Source organism: Ruegeria sp. CG8 (genome assembly GCF_056537165.1).
This window is the reverse complement of record NZ_JBQFRA010000002.1, coordinates 414593-429122: the sequence shown is the minus strand read 5'-3', so window position 1 is coordinate 429122 and position 14530 is coordinate 414593. Positions and strand designations below refer to the sequence as shown.

Here is a 14530-nt window from a genome sequence, read left to right as displayed (position 1 = left end):
CGGAGATTGGCCGGACATGCGGCGCGCCAAGGATACCCGATTTTCAACGATATTGCGACCGCCCGCGGAATGCGATGGCCGATAGAGCGCGAACAGTAAAAGAAAAACCCCGCCGTGAAGGCGGGGTTTCCTGTTTTCGGGAAGGGATCAGTGCGCGTGGCCCTTGTCCCAGTCTTCCTGCTTGGGCAGCTGCTCGAACGTGTGCTCGGGCGGCGGCGAGGGCAGGGTCCATTCCAGCGTATCCGCGTATTCGTTCCACGGGTTCGGACGTGTTTCCTTGGCGCCACGGAACAGGGCGTAGAACACGATCCCGAAGAACAGCAGGAACGAAGCGAACGAGACGAACGCTCCGATCGACGACACGAAGTTCCACTGAGCGAAGGCTTCGGGATAGTCGATATACCGGCGCGGCATGCCCTGACGACCCAGGAAGTGCTGCGGGAAGAAGGTCAGGTTTGCACCGATGAAGAACATCCAGAAGTGTACCTTGCCCCAGAACTCCGAGTACTGACGGCCCGTCATCTTCGAGAAGTAGAAGTACACGCCTGCAAAGATCGCGAAGACTGCACCCAGGCTCATCACGTAGTGGAAGTGCGCGACGACATAGTAGGTGTCGTGGTAGGCACGGTCGATACCGGCCTGCGACAGAACCACACCGGTCACACCGCCGACGGTGAACAGGAACAGAAAGCCGAAGGCGAACAGCATCGGCGTCTTGAACTCGATCGAGCCGCCCCACATGGTGGCGATCCACGAGAACACCTTGACCCCCGTCGGAACCGCGATGACCATCGTGGCCAGCATGAAGTAGGCCTGCTGGCGCAGCGACATGCCGACGGTGTACATGTGGTGTGCCCACACGACGAAGCCCAGCGCGCCGATTGCGATGATCGCCCACACCATCGGCAGATAGCCGAAGATCGGCTTGCGCGAGAAGGTGGCGATGACGTGGCTGATGATGCCAAAACCGGGCAGGATCACGATGTACACTTCGGGGTGGCCGAAGAACCAAAGGATGTGCTGGTACAGGATCGGGTCACCGCCACCGGCCGGATCAAAGAAGGTGAAGCCGAAGTTGCGGTCCATCAACAGCATGGTGATCGCGCCCGCCAGAACCGGCAGCGACAGCAGAATCAGCCACGAGGTGACGAAGATCGACCAGCTGAACAGCGGCACCTTGAACAGGGTCATGCCCGGGGCACGCATGTTCAGGAAGGTGGTGATCATGTTGATCGCGCCGAGGATCGAGGAGGCGCCCGATACGTGCACGGCAAAGATCGCCAGGTCCATGGACATGCCGCCTTCGGTCGTCGACAGCGGCGGGTACAGAACCCAGCCCACGCCCGAGCCGGCCTGATCGTTGCCGCCGGGGGCCAGCAGCGACGCGATGCCCAGCGAGGTGCCGGCGACATACAGCCAGAAGGACAGGTTGTTCATCCGCGGGAACGCCATGTCCGGCGCACCGATCTGCAACGGCATGAAATAGTTGCCAAAACCGCCGAACAGGGCGGGAATGACCACAAAGAACATCATCAGGACACCGTGATAGGTGATCATCACGTTCCAAAGGTGTCCGTTGGGCGTGCAGGGGTCGGCCATGAAGCCTTCCAGGCACATGTACTGAACGCCCGGATGCATCAGTTCAAGCCGCATGTAGATGGTCATCGCGACCGAGATGAACCCGGCAAAGGCCGAGAAGATCAGGTAAAGGATCCCGATATCCTTGTGGTTGGTCGACATGAACCACCGGGTAAAGAACCCGCGCTGGTCTTCATGATCGTGACCATGAATGGCTGCGTCTGCCATTTAGGTGCCTCCTGTTGCAAATAGACCGCGCAGCCGGACCTCTCCGGCGCGCGGGATTCCTGCTGGTTTTAGAATGCAAGGGGGCGGCCTTCAATGGCCGAGTTTGATCTGGATCAAGAATAATTGTCGCGGGGCAGGAGGACACGCGCGCGATATCGGCCTTGGATGACCGGTATCTGGGGATGATCGGGCGAATTGCAAGGACAGGGGCTGTCCAAGGGCGGAATCACGCCTTGACCCGCTGCGGGCTTGGCCGCAGAACAGCACGCAGCCCCTTTGTCGGAGACCCACCATGACCGCTTATGATCCCGAAAACATCTTTGCCAAGATCCTGCGGGGCGAGATCCCCTCGACCCGCGTCTACGAGGATGAGGACACGCTGGCTTTCATGGATATCATGCCGCGTGCGGACGGGCACCTTCTGGTGATCCCGAAAACGCCTTGCCGCAACATGCTGGATGCCACACCCGAGCAATTGGCCGCAGTCATGACCACGGTTCAGAAACTGGCGCGTGCGGTCATGCGCGCCTTTGACGCCGAAGGGGTGACCATCCAGCAGTTCAACGAGGCGGCCGGAGGGCAGGAGGTGTTTCACCTGCATTTCCATGTCCTGCCCCGGCACGAGGGCGTCTCTCTGCGCCCGCCCGGAAAGATGGGCGATTTCGACGAGATCGCCAAACACGCCGAGCGCATCAGGGCTGCGCTGGCGTGACGGGTGGAGGCGCCTGATGCGTCCCTGAACAGGCATCGTGATCCCCAAACGCCTGCAAGACTGAGCAGACGTGGTCGTGCTGCCCGTCGCAGGCGGCCGCGATCCGGGCAAGCTCGGTCTCGAGCCGGCGCAGCTTTGCAATCCGATCCTGCAGGTCCGCCAGTTGCCGCTCGGCGATTTCGTGTGCCCGGTTCAGATCGGCGCCTTGGGCGCCTTCCAATGACAGCAGGGCCTCGACATCGGCCAGTGGCAGTCCAAGATCGCGCGTGTGTTTGACAAAGTGCAGCCGCTCGAGCGCGGCGCGGTCATAGCGCCTTTGGTTGCCAGCGCTCCGTTCCGGCGGTGGCAGCAGGCCCCTTTCTTCGTAAAACCGGATCGTGGCGACTTTGACGCCTGTGCGCCGTGACAAATCCCCGATCGAGAACATTTTCCGCAATCCCCCTTGAACCTCTAGTCACTAGAGGAATTAGGTATGGACCATGACCCAGACAAGGACACGACATCATGGCGCATGATCATTCCCACGCCGGACACAAACACCACGCCCAAATCGACGCCGATGCCGGAGACGCGCGGGTGGCATGGGCCATCGCGGTCAACATGTTTCTGACGCTGGCACAGGTGGTCGGCGGAATCTTTTCGGGGTCGCTGGCGCTCATCGCTGACGCGCTGCACAATTTTTCCGACGCGATTGCACTGATCATCGCGTTCTTTGCCCGCAAGATCGCGCGACGCCCAGCCGACCCGCGCATGAGCTTCGGATACGGTCGGGCCGAAGTGGTCGCGGCGCTGGTCAACTATACCACACTGATCGTCATCGCCGCGTACCTGATGTACGAAGGGGTGGCCCGGTTTTTTCAGCCCGAGCCGATTGACGGCTGGCTTGTGGTCTGGATAGCCATGCTGGCGTTGGTGGTGGATCTGATCACCGCGCTTTTGACCTATAGCATGGCCAAAACCAGCATGAATATCCGCGCGGCTTTTTTGCACAACGTTGCTGATGCGCTGGGATCGGTTGCAGTGATCGTGGCCGGGGTGGCTGTGATCCTGTTCAACTGGACCTGGGTCGACCCGGCCGTCACCATTCTGATTTCGCTGTACATCCTTTGGCATGTCCAAAGCGAAATCGGAGGAACGATCCGTGTTCTCATGCTTGGCGCGCCGCCCGATCTGGACCCCGAGGAGGTCGCTTTGGCCATTGAGGCAACGGACGGCGTGCGCGAGGTTCACCATGTCCACTTGTGGAGCATGCAGGAAAACCAGCCCGCTCTTACCGCGCATCTGGTGGTCGAAGACTGCGCCTGGTCGCAGGCTGAACAGGTGCGCGGTCTGGTGAAACAGGCAATGCGCGACAGTTTTGGGATCGGCCACCTGACGCTTGAGGTGGAAATGGCCGCTCGGTCCTGCCCAAAGACCATGCGGTTCGGCCATGCCGCGGACCAATCAGGCGAAAACTGAGGCCCCAAAAACGAGAATTGCCGTTCCGATATGGGGTCGGAACGGCAGACTCGTAACCAAACACTTGATCGATTTTCGCGGGCTGGCCGCGATCACCGGTTAACATACCACTCACTCTTGAACGGTATATTCATGATACCTCAAACTGCGGCTGTTGTGTGGAAGGAAGAAGGAGATTCCCTAAATTTTAAGGCAATTCGCGGCAATCTTCGGAAATTTGCGACCATATTGAGAAACAGAAGAACCCTGCATCGAGGATTGTCGTTCCGCAGGGTCAGATTCTGCGATTCGAGACCATGGTCGATGCGAGGGGGTCAGGCCGCCTCGGGGCCGAAAGCCTCAGTAAAGGTTTTGCGCAGAGCCACATCGACATCGGCCATTGTCACCGGCAATCCCAGATCCACCAACGAAGTCACGCCGAACTCCCGGATGCCGCAGGGAACGATGCCCGAAAAATGCTCCAGGTCCGGTTCCACGTTTATCGAGATGCCGTGGAAGCTGATCCATTTCCGCAAGCGGATGCCGATCGCAGCGATCTTGTCCTCGGCCGGTTCGCCACTGACGGTCAGCGGCTTGTCCTTGCGCGGCACCCACACACCGACACGGCCTTCGCGGATTTCTCCGTGGACGTTGAACTCGGCCAGTGCCGAGATCACCCAGGTTTCCAGCTGTTTGACAAAGCGGCGGACATCATGGCCGCGCTTTCCGACATCCAGCATGACATAGACGACCCGCTGGCCAGGTCCGTGATAGGTGTATTCGCCCCCGCGCTTGCTGGCATAGACCGGGAATCGATCCGGGTCGGTCAGGTCTTGGGGTTTGGCTGATGTTCCGGCCGTATAGAGCGGCGGATGCTCCAAGAACCAGATGCACTCGTCCGCGGTTCCGGCCGCAATCTCGGCCACCCGCGCCTCCATGAAGGCGACGGCGGTGTCATAGTCGGTCAGTCCGTCGGTGATCTTCCATTCCATGCGCGCCTCATAGCCGTCCTGCTGTCCAAGCGAAAGAGGTTAGGCGGCCTCGGCCCGGCATCGCTGCAGGACCTGAGCGTAGGTCTCGGTGCCCTGCGCACCCGCCAGCAGGTACTTGCCGCCAAAAACCATTGCCGGAACTCCGGTGATGCCTCGGCTGGTCCAGAATTGTTGCTTTTGCCTTACCGGGCCTGCATGCGCGCCCGATTCCAATGCCGCGCGGGCGGCGTCTGGGTCGAGGCCGGCGGTCTGAGCGGCATCCAGCAATACCTCAACTTTCGAAACATCCCGCTGATCTGTGAAATAGGCCTTGAACAAGGCCAGCTTCAGAGGGTGTTGCCTGCCTTGCGTTTCGGCCCAGTCCAGAAGTTGATGTGCAGTGAAGGTGTTCACTATGCGGCTGTCGTCATTGAAATTGAACGTGAAACCCAAATCCGCACCCAGCGCGGTCAGCCGGTCTCGGGCTTGCTGGCTCTGCTCGGCGGTCGAGCCGTACTTCTCCATGATGTGCTCTCGCAGGTTCTGGCCATCTGGCCCCATTGCGGGGTTCAACTCGAACGGGTGCCACCGGAGCTGCGCCAGCACGTTCTCCTGCTCCAGCGCCAGATCAAGCTGGCGAAACCCTACGATGCACCACGGGCATACGACATCGGATACGATGTCGACTTGGATGACGGGGCGGGGATCGGATGTGGGCATCGTGTGCTCCTGCTGCGATGTGGCATCGGGTTTCATGACCCCACAGATATGGTTGCGGGCCGGGAATTCCAATGCGGTTGCTTTTGCCTCTTCACATCCTTTTGCCAAGCGTCTATACGCCGCCTACCAAGTCACAGGCAGTGCGGCCGTGGCGGAATTGGTAGACGCGCAGCGTTGAGGTCGCTGTGGGGTAACACCCGTGGAAGTTCGAGTCTTCTCGGCCGCACCATTTTCTTCATTGTCAGTTCAACCGTCGTTCCGTTTTTGGCGAGGCGCAGCTTTGTGGCCAATCGCAAAATCTTGCCGGCGGTTTCAACGCGCCAAAAACGGGCACTTGATTTCGTCCATAATTCGAACATCCATGAATTATGGAAAAAGTGATTCCCGACCGCCTGTCCACCTTGGGTCATCCGTCTCGGTTGGCCGTTTTCCGGCTGTTGATGCGCCGATACCCCGATCGCATACCCGCGACCGAGATTGCCATGGCGTTGGACCTCAAGCCGAATACGCTGTCCAACTACGTAAACGCGCTGATGCAGGCCGGCCTTGTGACGCAGGAAAGGGTCGGGACGTCCTTGCGCTACTCGGTGGATATGGACGCCGTACGGCAGACGTTCGATTACCTTCTGCTGGACTGCTGCCGTGGGCGTCCGGTACTCTGCGCGCCCAGTCCGCTCAACGGCGTTGACGCGCATGCGGCCAAGACCGAGCGTGCCTACAACGTTTTGTTCATATGCACCGGGAATTCTGCGCGCTCGATTTTCGCCGAGGCCCTGTTGAAGCAGCTTGGCGGCGACCGGTTCAACGTGTTTTCCGCCGGTACCCGTCCGCAGTCCCAGTTGAACCCAGCGGCTCTTGAGGTGCTGCGGCAGAATGGGCACGACATCTCGGACCTGCGCGCCAAGAATATAGGCGAGTTCCAGGCCCCGGGCGCGTCGAAATTCGATTTCGTGTTCACCGTATGCAATCAGGCTGCGAACGAAGACTGCCCCGCCTGGCCCGGGCAGCCGGTCAGCGCGCATTGGGGTATGCCCGATCCGGTGAAGGCTGAGGGGACAGAGGCCCAAAAAAGCCTTGCCTTCCAGCAGGCCTACGGTGCGTTGCGCAACCGAATCCTGACCTTTTCCTCGCTGCCGTTCGAAACCCTTGACCGCATATCACTTCAGAAGGCCGTGGATGACATCGGCCAGATCCATACCGGAGAAACCGCATGACTGTTTATGCTCTCAACGGCCTTGGCCGCATCGGCAAGCTGGCCTTGAAACCCCTGCTTGAGAAAGGGGCGCAGATCGCTTGGATCAATGATGCGGTTGGGGACCCCGCGATGCACGCGCATCTGCTGGAATTCGACACCGTGCATGGCCGCTGGGCCGCCGAGTTTCGCCATGACGAAAGCTCGGTCACCATCGACGGCGTGCGGTTGCCTTTCATCGGAACCCGCAACCTGTCTGATCTGCCGCTTGAAGGCGTCGACGTCGTCATAGACTGCACCGGGGTCTTCAAGACCGAGGCAAAGCTGGCCCCTTACTTTGACGCCGTTGTGAAGAAGGTGGTGGTCTCGGCGCCTGTCAAAGATGGTGATGCGGCCAATATCGTCTTTGGCGTGAACGAAGGCACCTATGACCCGGCGCGCCACCGCATCGTGACCGCGGCCAGCTGCACCACGAACTGCCTGGCCCCGGTGGTCAAGGTCATCCACGAGAGCCTGGGCATCCGGCACGGCTCGATCACCACGATTCATGACGTCACCAACACGCAGACGATCGTGGACCGTCCGGCCAAGGACCTGCGCCGTGCCCGGTCGGCGCTGAACTCGCTGATCCCCACGACAACCGGCAGCGCCACGGCGATCACCCTTATCTATCCCGAACTGAAGGGGCGGCTGAACGGGCATGCGGTGCGGGTGCCGCTGCTGAATGCCTCGCTGACCGATTGCGTGTTTGAGGTGGAACGCGAAACCACCGCCGAAGAGGTGAACGCCCTGTTCAAGGCCGCGGCCGAAGGGCCCCTGGCCGGCGTTCTGGGCTATGAGGCACGCCCGTTGGTCTCGACCGACTATACCAATGACACCCGGTCCAGCATCGTGGATGCACCATCGACCATGGTGGTGAATGGAACGCAGGTAAAGGTCTATGCTTGGTACGACAACGAGATGGGCTACGCGCACCGGCTGGTGGATGCGGCGATGATGGTCGGGGCATCGCTTTGACAAGCGCCTCGCAACGTCCGGACGGGCTGTCGGCCTATATGGCCGTCACGGCTGCCTATTGGGCATTCATGCTGACCGACGGCGCCCTGCGGATGCTGGTGCTGCTGCATTTTCACACGCTGGGCTTTTCACCGGTTCAGCTGGCCTATCTGTTCGTGCTGTACGAGATCGCCGGGATGGCCACCAACCTGGCCGCCGGGTGGATCGCCGCGCGGTTCGGTCTGACCGCGACCTTGTACGCGGGGCTGACGATACAGGTGCTGGCCTTGCTGGCGCTGGCGCAGTTGGATCCGGGCTGGACCATCGGTGTGTCCGTCGCCTTCGTGATGGTCGTGCAGGGCGCCAGCGGGGTGGCCAAGGACCTGACCAAGATGTCGTCGAAATCGGCGGTCAAGCTGTTGGCCCCCGCCGAAGACGGAGGGCTGTTCCGCTGGGTCGCGGTGCTGACCGGGTCGAAGAATGCGGTGAAGGGGCTGGGGTTTCTGCTGGGGGCGGCCTTGTTGGCCGGGTTCGGCTTTACCGGCGCCGTGCTGGGCATGGCGGGGGTCTTGTTCCTGATCCTGGTGGCGGTGCTGCTGGCGATGCCGCCGGGGCTGCCCAAAGGCCGCAAAGGTGCGAAATTTTCCGAGGTCTTCTCAAAATCGGCCAATGTGAACTGGCTGTCCGCGGCGCGGGTCTTCCTGTTCGGTGCGCGCGACGTCTGGTTTGTTGTCGGCATCCCGATCTATTTCTACGCCGTGCTGTCGGATGGCAGCGAAGCGGGCAACCGCTCGGCCTTTTTTCTGATCGGCGGGTTCATGGCCTTGTGGATCATTCTGTACGGCATTGTTCAGGCCGCCGCCCCGCGTCTGCTGCGGGCAGGGGCGCGGGATGAGGCCGATCTGGTCGCAGCGGCGCGCAGCTGGGCCTGGGGGCTGGCCTGCGTGCCGGCCGTCCTGACGGTGGCCGCGCTGATGTCCACTGGACCCGCGCCGTGGCTGACGCTGACGCTGGTGGGTGGCCTGCTGGCCTTTGGCGCGGTCTTTGCGGTGAATTCCTCGCTGCATTCCTATCTGATCCTGGCCTTCACCCAGGCCGAGCGTGTGACGATGGATGTGGGCTTCTACTACATGGCCAATGCGGGCGGGCGGCTGTTGGGTACGCTGCTGTCTGGCCTGACCTATCAACGGGGCGGGTTGCCCTTGCTGCTGGGGACGGCGGCCGCCATGGTCGCGTTGTCCGCCTTGGCGGCGGGGCGCTTGCAGCCCCGGACAACTTCGGAGATCTCTGCATGAGCGTTTTTGAACGATACCTGTCCCTGTGGATCGCGCTGGCCATGGCCGCCGGGATCGCCATCGGCTCATTCGCGCCGGGTTTGGTCCAGGCCATCGCGGCGGCCGAGGTGGCCAGTGTCAACCTTGTGGTGGCGGTACTGATCTGGGCCATGGTCTATCCGATGATGGTGGGGGTGGACCCAAGCAGCCTGCGCGACGTGGTAAAACAACCCAAGGGGCTGGCGATCACCCTGGTGGTCAACTGGCTGATCAAGCCCTTCACCATGGCCGCGCTGGGCGTGCTGTTCTTCGAATACGTCTTCGCCGACCTGATCGCGCCCGCCGATGCCCAGCAATACATCGCGGGGCTGATCCTGCTGGGTGCCGCGCCCTGTACGGCAATGGTGTTCGTCTGGTCGCATCTGACCAAGGGGGACGAGAACTATACCCTGCTGCAGGTGTCGGTGAATGACATCGTCATGGTCTTCGCCTTTGCTCCGATCGTGGCTTTCCTGCTGGGCGTGACCGACATTTCGGTTCCGTGGCAGACGCTGGTCCTGTCGGTTGTCCTGTTCGTGGCGCTGCCCTTGGCGGCGGGTGTCTGGACGCGCAACCGGCTGGGCTCGGCCGAGCGGATCGAGGCGTTCCGCGACCGGGTCAAGCCTTGGGGCGTTGTCGGACTGATCACGACCGTCGTCATCCTGTTCGGCCTGCAGGGGCAAGTGATCTTGGACCGCCCGATGGTTATAGCGCTGATCGCCGTACCGATCCTGATCCAGTCTTACGGGATCTTTGCGGTGGCTTATGCGGCGGCCTTTGCCCTGCGCGTGCCGCACCGGATTGCGGCGCCCTGCGCACTGATCGGCACGTCGAACTTTTTTGAACTGGCGGTGGCCGTCGCCATCAGCCTGTTCGGCCTGAATTCGGGGGCGGCTCTGGCCACGGTGGTGGGTGTTCTGGTCGAGGTGCCGGTGATGCTGTCGCTGGTGGCTTTCGCCAACCGGACGCGCGGCAGTTTTGCCCAGCGTTCGGAACAATCTCCAACGGACGTCCGGGCCTAGCAATCCGACGGTGGAAATCTGGCGTCAAACAGTGGTAGACGCCTAGCGCGGACCCAGCTTGGCCGGTCGCCGCACTTTTGTCTGGGCCACAAAAAGGAACGTGCACTGATGGCTGGGTCTCAATCTCGGGCACTTGCTGATCGCAGCGAAGTCACTCGCGCTGCGCGCTTGTCGGTTGCGCCGATGATGGATTGGACCGATCGGCACTGTCGGTATCTGCACCGTTTGCTCAGTGCTGAAACGCTTTTGTACACGGAAATGGTGACGGCCCCTGCTCTGGTACGGGGTGGAGCGCTGCATCTTCTGGACCATAGCCCCGAGGAACATTCCGTCGCTCTGCAATTGGGCGGATCTGACCCGCAGGAGCTGGCTCAGGCGGCCGCATTGGGGGCTGAGGCCGGATATGACGAGATCAACCTGAACTGCGGCTGCCCGTCGGATCGGGTTCAATCAGGAACGTTTGGGGCCGTCTTGATGAAAGAGGCGGGCCGGGTCGCCGATTGCGTGGCCTCCATGCGGGATGCTGTTGACGTCGATGTCACGGTCAAATGTCGGATCGGCGTGGATGACCAAAACCCCGAGGACGTATTGCCCGATTTTCTGGATCGGATTCGCGCTGCCGGCTGTCAGCGCGTGACGATCCACGCCCGCAAAGCGTGGCTTCAGGGGCTTAGCCCCAAAGAAAACAGGGACATACCGCCGCTGGACTACGATCTGGTTCACCGGATGAAGGCCGGTTTTCCGGATCTCCACATCTCGATCAACGGAGGCATCACGACACTGGCCGAAGCCCAGGTGCATCTGGACGCCGGACTGGACGGGGTGATGATCGGCCGGGCTGCTTATCATCAGCCAACCGATATTCTGGCCGATGCCGACCCGCTGATCTACGGGTCGGGGCAAAAGGCGGATCCGGTTGAAGTCGTGATGAAAATGCTGCCCTATATCGATCGGCATCTTGCCGGCGGGGGGCGGTTGCACCAGATCACCCGACATATGCTGGGATTGTTCGCAGGACGCCCGGGTGCTCGTGGTTGGAGGCGCGCTTTGTCCGAAGGCGCGGTCAAAGACCATGCCGGACCCGAGGTGGTTCTGGGCGCGCTGTCCCGCGTGACACCGGATGCCGAGGCGGCGCAGGTAGTTTAAGACGGCCCAAGGGCCGGGGACCAAGGGGGACGGATGCCCGATACGATGTTGCTGGCCCAGATGCTGGGCCTTTTGCTTGTGATCGGCGCGCTGGCCGGTGTTTTGGCTGGCCTTTTGGGAGTCGGTGGCGGGATCGTTCTGGTGCCGGCCTTCTTCTACGCTTTTCAAACGCTGGGATATGGTGGCCCGCAGCTGATGCAGCTGTGTCTTGCGACGTCACTTGCCACGATCATCGTGACTTCGGTTCGTTCGGTGCTGAGTCACAACAAGAAAGGCGCCGTCGATTGGGATATTCTACGCGGTTGGGGTCCGGGTATCGCAGTCGGTGCGATTGTTGGCGTACTGGTCGCCTCGGCCCTGCGCACGGAAGCGTTGCAGGCGCTGTTCGGTATCCTTGGAATGGTGATTGGCGCTTATCTGGGACTTGGCAAGTCCGAATGGCGATTGGGTGATGCCATGCCCGGCGGGCTGAAGCGGTTGGTGATTTCGCCGTTGGTCGGGTTTCTGTCGGTGCTGATGGGAATTGGCGGCGGCAGCTTTGGGGTGCCTCTGATGAGCCTCTACAACACACCGATCCATCGGGCCGTTGCGACGGCCGCGGGGTTTGGCGTGATCATCGCCGTACCCTCGGTACTGGGCTTTCTGTTTCTGCCGATCGCGGCTGAACACCGTCCGCCGCTGACAATCGGCGCCGTCAATCTTGTGGCCTTTGGTGTGGTTGTTGCGATGACCATGATCACCGCGCCCTGGGGGGTGAAACTGGCCCATGCGATGGACCCCAAGCCGCTCAAACGGGTGTTTGCCGTTTTCCTCACGCTGGTGGCCCTGAATATGCTGCGCAAGGCAGTAGGGTGGTAAGGCCTTTCTGGTCGCGGGGTTGGGAAGTATTCCCCTACGACCAGCGCATAGCCGACTGGGTGGCCCACGCCCTGCCACTGGCGCAGCACGCCGCCAGTGACCCAACCCACCGGCAGTGGTTGGATTGCGAAGGCACCTGGTTCATCGGCGTCGATGCTCTGCCCAATGACGGGGCAGGGCGTGTCGGCGCCTCAGCCCCGTTGAGCGGGCAGGCTGTCGCGTTTCTGGTTGAACACTATGGTTCGATCGAATTGCACAAGGGGCAGGTCTCGGTCGTCTATCCCTGCTATCCGCGCCCGCGCAGGGGCGAGAACGAGGCGGCGGCCCGATACCGGGCCAAGCGCGACGCGGCGCATGTGGATGGCCTGAAACCCGGCGGCCCGGACCGTCGACGCAAGATCGACGAACCTCACGCATGGGTCCTGGGTATCCCACTGACACAGGCGAGCGCAGATGCCGCGCCTCTGGTCGTTTGGGATGGCAGCCACAGGATCATGCGCGCGGCATTTCGAGCTGCGTTGGCCGGTGTTCCGCGCACCCGTTGGGCGCAGGCCGATATCACCGAGGCCTATCAGGCCGCTCGTCGCGAAGTGTTCGAAACCTGTCCGCGTATCGAAGTGTCGGCCTCGCCCGGCGAAACCTACGTGTTGCATCGCCATTGTCTGCATGGGGTCGCGCCTTGGGGGGCGGGGGCAACGGCGGGGCCGGACGGACGGATGATTGCCTATTTCCGGCCCGAGCTGCCGGGCGGTGTGGCCGAATGGATCGAATCCCCGTAACCTTCTGCCATTCTTTGGCTTTGGAGGCTTAAAATGATTACGGTCCACAAGAATTCCGACGGTGCATTGATCGAAATCGAATTGTCCGGCGAAGTAACAAGCGCCGATTACACAAACACTCTGGTTCCCGCAATCGAGGCTGCGCTGGCGGAACATGACGCCGTCCGCCTGCTGGTTATCGTCGGCCCCGAGTTCAAAGGCTACGATTTGGGCGCTGCTTGGGAAGATACCAAGCTGGGCCTAAGCCATTGGCGCGGGTTCGATCGCGCCGCGGTCGTCGCAGACAAGGGCTGGGTCCAGACCAGCGTGCGTCTGGCTGCGCCGCTGATGCCCTGTCCGGTGCAGGTGTTCGAGCTGGCCGAGCTGGAAGAAGCGCGCCGCTGGATCCGTGAATCTCTGGGCGCGATCCACATTGTGGATTTAGGCGGGCCATGCGTGCAGGTCAGCCTGATGGGTAAGCTGGACCCCGAAGAATACGAAAAGGCCGAAGCCGATTTGGATGCCATCCTGGGTGACCGGGATGCGTTCCGGTTGCTAATTGATCTTAGGGAGTTCGATGGCTGGCAAGGGCTGACCGCTCTGGCCGCGCATTTCCGTCTGGCCCGCGGTCACGTGGGAATGCTGGATCGGGCAGCCATCGTCGGCGACAAGGCCTGGCAGAACATCGCGCAGCGCGTGGGGGGTCACATTCTGGGTACACGTACCCAGTTTTTCCCGTCCGAAGAGATTGAAAACGCCAAGGCGTGGCTGGCTGCCGGATGACGATGGCGCGCGGCCCGAATGATTGGGCCGCGCTGCGCGTCCGGGGGCAAATCCTGGATTGACACATGACGCTGTCGCGGGCCGGTCCAACTTGTTACGTTACGTCCTTTTCGCCCAACCGCGAGGCGCGAAGGCATTGTAACTGTTGAGTCTCTCCGGCTAATTTGTCTAATTGGTAAAAAAATTGAAGCGCGACGGCAGGTTTTCCCCCTTTCTCAAAAGCCTGACTCCGGTATGCGCAAATCGTCGCTGCGGGCCGCCACTCACTCACGCATAGTCATACGGCTCGATCCCCCTTTTCCCGAGCTCTCGACCGGCCCGCAGCGACGCAGATTTATTCAGGAAGGCTCGTATGCGGCTGATCAAGTTTTTGAAAAGAAAATCCATGACCAGTGCGGCTGTCGAAGTTGATTTCCACGATTCTACTCTTCGACGCGCGCAGACCAGCAAGTCGGAAATCACCCGTTTGTTCCGCAGTGAATTGAAGGCCGGGAAACGGTCCGGTGTGAAGACATGCGCAGACACTGCGAAAGATGAAAAAGACGGTCGGAAGACCGACAAAGCCCTTTGAAAGTCAGGATTTGTCCAGACGGGCCGCGCGACCACCCCGTCTCTTGGCCAAGCGAGGCTTGCGGGCAGGCAGGTCATTCATGATTTCGGCGCGTTCCGAGCTGTCCATTTTCGACCAGCGCGTGATTTCGTCGATGGTGCGATAGCAGCCGGTGCAGATACGCTCGGTCGGATGCACGACGCAGATCTGGACACAGGGGCTTTCGACCTCGTTCCTTTTCCAAATCATGTTCGTCATCGCCGGTC

Annotated in this window: 16 protein-coding genes and 1 tRNA gene; 12 read left to right on the top strand and 5 right to left on the bottom strand. The window is 61.2% G+C overall.

Annotated features, from left to right (window positions below):
• Positions 1 to 147 precede the first annotated feature (147 nt).
• Positions 148 to 1806 (bottom strand): cytochrome c oxidase subunit I, encoded by a 1659-nt coding sequence (gene ctaD, locus ACR0EF_RS08095; protein WP_170337942.1) that lies wholly within the window; start codon positions 1804 to 1806, stop codon positions 148 to 150.
• A gap of 292 nt (positions 1807 to 2098) precedes the next feature.
• Between ctaD and ACR0EF_RS08090 the strand changes: the two genes are divergently transcribed.
• Positions 2099 to 2518, top strand: coding sequence for an HIT family protein (locus ACR0EF_RS08090; RefSeq protein WP_170338421.1), 420 nt, complete (start codon positions 2099 to 2101; stop codon positions 2516 to 2518).
• Here ACR0EF_RS08090 and ACR0EF_RS08085 read toward each other — a convergent pair.
• On the bottom strand, positions 2499 to 2945 hold the full coding sequence (locus ACR0EF_RS08085) for a MerR family transcriptional regulator (RefSeq protein WP_170358616.1): 447 nt from the start codon (positions 2943 to 2945) through the stop codon (positions 2499 to 2501). The two genes, ACR0EF_RS08090 and ACR0EF_RS08085, sit on opposite strands and share 20 nt — an antisense overlap.
• A gap of 77 nt (positions 2946 to 3022) precedes the next feature.
• Here ACR0EF_RS08085 and ACR0EF_RS08080 point away from each other — a divergent pair, with 77 nt between their 5' ends.
• Complete coding sequence (locus tag ACR0EF_RS08080; RefSeq protein ID WP_170372256.1) at positions 3023 to 3976, top strand: cation diffusion facilitator family transporter; 954 nt, start codon at positions 3023 to 3025, stop codon at positions 3974 to 3976.
• A 314-nt stretch (positions 3977 to 4290) separates the two neighbouring features.
• Here the strand turns inward: ACR0EF_RS08080 and lipB are convergent, their stop codons facing one another.
• Both lipB and ACR0EF_RS08070 read right to left on the bottom strand, forming a co-directional pair.
• The gene (gene lipB / locus ACR0EF_RS08075; RefSeq protein WP_093962478.1) at positions 4291 to 4947 is read right to left on the bottom strand and encodes a lipoyl(octanoyl) transferase LipB; all 657 of its coding nucleotides are present in this window, start codon (positions 4945 to 4947) and stop codon (positions 4291 to 4293) included.
• Between the two features lie 39 nt (positions 4948 to 4986).
• Positions 4987 to 5646, bottom strand: a complete 660-nt coding sequence (locus ACR0EF_RS08070; protein ID WP_170372516.1) for a DsbA family oxidoreductase — start codon at positions 5644 to 5646, stop codon at positions 4987 to 4989.
• A gap of 142 nt (positions 5647 to 5788) precedes the next feature.
• Between ACR0EF_RS08070 and ACR0EF_RS08065 the strand changes: the two genes are divergently transcribed.
• From ACR0EF_RS08065 to ACR0EF_RS08020, 10 genes are all read left to right on the top strand, one after another.
• A tRNA-Leu gene (locus ACR0EF_RS08065) sits at positions 5789 to 5875 on the top strand.
• Positions 5876 to 6014: 139 nt separating this feature from the next.
• The gene (locus tag ACR0EF_RS08060) at positions 6015 to 6860 is read left to right on the top strand and encodes an arsenate reductase/protein-tyrosine-phosphatase family protein (protein ID WP_170370709.1); all 846 of its coding nucleotides are present in this window, start codon (positions 6015 to 6017) and stop codon (positions 6858 to 6860) included.
• The gene (locus ACR0EF_RS08055; RefSeq protein ID WP_170372258.1) at positions 6857 to 7855 is read left to right on the top strand and encodes an ArsJ-associated glyceraldehyde-3-phosphate dehydrogenase; all 999 of its coding nucleotides are present in this window, start codon (positions 6857 to 6859) and stop codon (positions 7853 to 7855) included. Before ACR0EF_RS08060 ends, ACR0EF_RS08055 begins: the two co-directional genes overlap by 4 nt.
• Positions 7856 to 7893: 38 nt before the next feature.
• Positions 7894 to 9129 carry an organoarsenical effux MFS transporter ArsJ gene (gene arsJ / locus ACR0EF_RS08050; RefSeq protein WP_437342729.1) on the top strand — a complete coding sequence of 412 codons (1236 nt, stop codon included), beginning with the start codon at positions 7894 to 7896 and terminating at the stop codon, positions 9127 to 9129.
• Positions 9126 to 10169 (top strand): ACR3 family arsenite efflux transporter, encoded by a 1044-nt coding sequence (gene arsB, locus ACR0EF_RS08045; protein ID WP_170372262.1) that lies wholly within the window; start codon positions 9126 to 9128, stop codon positions 10167 to 10169. Before arsJ ends, arsB begins: the two co-directional genes overlap by 4 nt.
• 108 nt (positions 10170 to 10277) lie before the next feature.
• Positions 10278 to 11315 carry a tRNA dihydrouridine(20/20a) synthase DusA gene (dusA, locus tag ACR0EF_RS08040; RefSeq protein ID WP_170372264.1) on the top strand — a complete coding sequence of 346 codons (1038 nt, stop codon included), beginning with the start codon at positions 10278 to 10280 and terminating at the stop codon, positions 11313 to 11315.
• 33 nt (positions 11316 to 11348) lie between these two features.
• Positions 11349 to 12173, top strand: a complete 825-nt coding sequence (locus ACR0EF_RS08035) for a sulfite exporter TauE/SafE family protein (RefSeq protein WP_170337959.1) — start codon at positions 11349 to 11351, stop codon at positions 12171 to 12173.
• Entirely contained in the window at positions 12167 to 12952 is a 786-nt protein-coding gene (locus ACR0EF_RS08030) for a hypothetical protein (RefSeq protein ID WP_170372266.1), read from the top strand. The genes ACR0EF_RS08035 and ACR0EF_RS08030 overlap by 7 nt, the downstream gene beginning before the upstream one ends.
• 33 nt (positions 12953 to 12985) lie before the next feature.
• Complete coding sequence (locus tag ACR0EF_RS08025) at positions 12986 to 13714, top strand: SpoIIAA family protein (protein WP_170363182.1); 729 nt, start codon at positions 12986 to 12988, stop codon at positions 13712 to 13714.
• A 352-nt stretch (positions 13715 to 14066) separates the two neighbouring features.
• Positions 14067 to 14285, top strand: a complete 219-nt coding sequence (locus tag ACR0EF_RS08020; protein ID WP_170337965.1) for a hypothetical protein — start codon at positions 14067 to 14069, stop codon at positions 14283 to 14285.
• A gap of 3 nt (positions 14286 to 14288) precedes the next feature.
• Here the strand turns inward: ACR0EF_RS08020 and ACR0EF_RS08015 are convergent, their stop codons facing one another.
• Positions 14289 to 14522 (bottom strand): DUF1289 domain-containing protein, encoded by a 234-nt coding sequence (locus tag ACR0EF_RS08015; protein WP_170337967.1) that lies wholly within the window; start codon positions 14520 to 14522, stop codon positions 14289 to 14291.
• Positions 14523 to 14530 lie beyond the last annotated feature (8 nt).

What these genes read in the sequence shown, in the direction of transcription:
- ctaD (WP_170337942.1), bottom strand. Translation starts at nt 1,806, where the DNA reads ATGGCAGACGCAGCCATTCATGGTCACGATCATGAAGACCAGCGCGGG.
- ACR0EF_RS08090 (WP_170338421.1), top strand. Translation starts at nt 2,099, where the DNA reads ATGACCGCTTATGATCCCGAAAACATCTTTGCCAAGATCCTGCGGGGC.
- ACR0EF_RS08085 (WP_170358616.1), bottom strand. Translation starts at nt 2,945, where the DNA reads ATGTTCTCGATCGGGGATTTGTCACGGCGCACAGGCGTCAAAGTCGCC.
- ACR0EF_RS08080 (WP_170372256.1), top strand. Translation starts at nt 3,023, where the DNA reads ATGGCGCATGATCATTCCCACGCCGGACACAAACACCACGCCCAAATC.
- lipB (WP_093962478.1), bottom strand. Translation starts at nt 4,947, where the DNA reads ATGGAATGGAAGATCACCGACGGACTGACCGACTATGACACCGCCGTC.
- ACR0EF_RS08070 (WP_170372516.1), bottom strand. Translation starts at nt 5,646, where the DNA reads ATGCCCACATCCGATCCCCGCCCCGTCATCCAAGTCGACATCGTATCC.
- ACR0EF_RS08060 (WP_170370709.1), top strand. Translation starts at nt 6,015, where the DNA reads ATGGAAAAAGTGATTCCCGACCGCCTGTCCACCTTGGGTCATCCGTCT.
- ACR0EF_RS08055 (WP_170372258.1), top strand. Translation starts at nt 6,857, where the DNA reads ATGACTGTTTATGCTCTCAACGGCCTTGGCCGCATCGGCAAGCTGGCC.
- arsJ (WP_437342729.1), top strand. Translation starts at nt 7,894, where the DNA reads ATGGCCGTCACGGCTGCCTATTGGGCATTCATGCTGACCGACGGCGCC.
- arsB (WP_170372262.1), top strand. Translation starts at nt 9,126, where the DNA reads ATGAGCGTTTTTGAACGATACCTGTCCCTGTGGATCGCGCTGGCCATG.
- dusA (WP_170372264.1), top strand. Translation starts at nt 10,278, where the DNA reads ATGGCTGGGTCTCAATCTCGGGCACTTGCTGATCGCAGCGAAGTCACT.
- ACR0EF_RS08035 (WP_170337959.1), top strand. Translation starts at nt 11,349, where the DNA reads ATGCCCGATACGATGTTGCTGGCCCAGATGCTGGGCCTTTTGCTTGTG.
- ACR0EF_RS08025 (WP_170363182.1), top strand. Translation starts at nt 12,986, where the DNA reads ATGATTACGGTCCACAAGAATTCCGACGGTGCATTGATCGAAATCGAA.
- ACR0EF_RS08020 (WP_170337965.1), top strand. Translation starts at nt 14,067, where the DNA reads ATGCGGCTGATCAAGTTTTTGAAAAGAAAATCCATGACCAGTGCGGCT.
- ACR0EF_RS08015 (WP_170337967.1), bottom strand. Translation starts at nt 14,522, where the DNA reads ATGACGAACATGATTTGGAAAAGGAACGAGGTCGAAAGCCCCTGTGTC.